This window comes from Streptomyces sp. NPDC002573, assembly GCF_042889625.1.
In the GTDB taxonomy this organism is placed as follows: Bacteria; Actinomycetota; Actinomycetes; order Streptomycetales; family Streptomycetaceae; genus Streptomyces; species Streptomyces gibsoniae.
Map to the genome: position 1 here is coordinate 1 of NZ_JBIARC010000240.1, position 2,007 is coordinate 2,007.

At 68.4% G+C, this 2,007-nt stretch carries 3 protein-coding genes; all 3 read right to left on the reverse strand.

All coding sequences use genetic code 11. The features are described 5' to 3' along the window. Nucleotides 1–79: 79 nt before the first annotated feature. Nucleotides 80–586 carry a recombinase family protein gene (locus ACFYX0_RS47610; protein WP_388982048.1) on the reverse strand — a complete coding sequence of 169 codons (507 nt, stop codon included), beginning with the start codon at nucleotides 584–586 and terminating at the stop codon, nucleotides 80–82. A gap of 132 nt (nucleotides 587–718) precedes the next feature. After that, nucleotides 719–1,066 carry a hypothetical protein gene (locus ACFYX0_RS47615; protein ID WP_388982051.1) on the reverse strand — a complete coding sequence of 116 codons (348 nt, stop codon included), beginning with the start codon at nucleotides 1,064–1,066 and terminating at the stop codon, nucleotides 719–721. Between the two features lie 77 nt (nucleotides 1,067–1,143). Then, nucleotides 1,144–1,902 (reverse strand): reverse transcriptase N-terminal domain-containing protein, encoded by a 759-nt coding sequence (locus ACFYX0_RS47620; RefSeq protein ID WP_388982054.1) that lies wholly within the window; start codon nucleotides 1,900–1,902, stop codon nucleotides 1,144–1,146. Between the last annotated feature and the right edge of the window lie 105 nt (nucleotides 1,903–2,007).

A 2,007-nucleotide genomic window follows, 5' to 3' on the forward strand; every position in this document is an offset into this window, starting at 1 on the left:
GGAGCGGTCACCCGCTCGACCGCAACCGAACCAGCCGCCTCACCCGCCTCAGCCACCAACTCACCGGCTGACAGCCGAATTACGCACCAGAGTCGTAGCGGTAGCCGAACGGGGCGCCACCCAGCACGTTGACCGATCCGGTGCGGGCCCGGTAGGTCTTGCCACGTCGGTAGCGTTCCATCAGCTGGGCCTTCTCGTACTCGGCGAACATGCCTTGGAACTGGATCAGTAGCTGGTCCTCGGGGCTGTCGCCGCGCGGGCCTTTGACGAACTCCACTCGGCAGCCCGAACGGGCGAACTCCTCGATCAGCAGGGCCTGATAGGCGAACTTGCGGGCCAGCCGATCCGGGCTGTAACACAGCACCACATCCACGCATCCGGTGGCGATCATGTCCCGCAGCCGTTCCAGGGCGGGGCGCACCAGGGTGGCGCCGGAGTGGCCCTCGTCCTCGAACACCCACTCCTCGGGCAGTTCAAGGTGCAGCGCGGAGGCGTGCGCGCGCAGCGCGGCGGTCTGCGAGCCGATCGTCTGGTCCTTCTTCTGCCGGGCCGACGACACCCGGGCATAAATCGCGGCGCTGGTCACCACTGGGCCTTCCCTCGCCCCTGCCGCCGCGCACCCGGGCCCGGCGCTGGGGCACCAGCATCGCGTAGGCCGCGGACAGATCCGCATCCACGTGCCGGTCGAAGATGTACTCCGACTCCAGCAGTCGGGCCTTCATCGGCCCGCGCGCCCCTCAGGGGCGTCCCGGTCGAGGAACTCGACCAGTGCCCGGGCCACCACCGCCGAGATCGTGGCGTCCATCTCGCGCGCATGGGCGCGTACCTGCCCTGCCAGTGATCCCGGCAGCTTGACGGTGAACACCACGCTCGTTTCGGGAACTTGAATCCGCCCAGTGGCCATGGCCTGCTCCACATACCGGCGTGCCTGGCGCACCGACACGCCATACCCGCTGGCCATCGTGTGCGCGGCAGCGGCGATGGGCACACCCGCCTCGACCAGGTCAGCGGCGGCATTGACCCGCCGTGCGTACTCGACGCCATCAACGCGATCACGACGCACCATGTCACAAACGTACTACCCATCGTGACGATCCCTACTCTCAGCGCGAGGAAGCAGTTCCAACCGCCGATAACCGAGCGTCACCTCGAAGCAGAAGTTGCCCATTGCGTTGGGGGCGTGAGCACCCCGCCCTGGGGCGTCCCCTCCTGGGTCGGGGTGAACCGGCCGCGTTCGACCACGCCGGCCTTCAGCCACTGCCGCACCATGTCCCGGGCGGGAAAGGTGCCGAGCTGGGCAAGAAGGTGGTCGTGGTCGATGCGGTCGAATGCCGCCGCCAGGTCAGCGTCCAGGATCCACACGCGCCCGGGGTTCTTCCCGTTCAGCGTGTTGTAGATGACCCCGACCGCGTCATGGCAGCCCCGGCCCGGGCGGAAGCCGTACGACCTCGCCTCGAACCGGGCCTCCCACTCGGGCTCCAGCGCGTTCGCCGCCCGGGCCTGATGGCACCGGTCGATGATCACGGGAATGCCGAGCGGGCGGCGCTTTCGCCCCGCCCCGTTCTTCAGGATAAACACCCGCCGGACCGGACGGGCCCGCCAACTACTGGCGCGCTGCTGGATGAAGCGCGCCAGTTCGGCTTTGCCCGGGGCGGTGAGCACGACCTGCCCGTCCACCCCTGCTGTCTTTCGTCCGGCATTGATCTCCGTCGCCCGCCGCACGCTGACCAGCGTGTTGGAAAGGCTCCGGAGCATCAGCTTCTGCAGGTTCCTGGCCTTGGCCAGGTCCCCGTCCCTCGATGCCGTGAAGATGCGCTGGCGCAGTCGACGTACGTTCTCCTGCGCGCGGTCCCAGTCGATGCTGTCCCAGTCCGCGAAGAAGCCGCCCTCCGGTCCGTTCACCCCGACTACCGGATCGTGTCCCTTCTGGTGGTGCAGCCGATCATTGGGTGGGCGTGTTCGGGGTGTTGGGTAGTGCGGGGGCGCTTTCGGGGAGCTTGGCGGGGT

What these genes read in the sequence shown, in the direction of transcription:
- ACFYX0_RS47615 (WP_388982051.1), bottom strand. Translation starts at nt 1,066, where the DNA reads ATGGTGCGTCGTGATCGCGTTGATGGCGTCGAGTACGCACGGCGGGTC.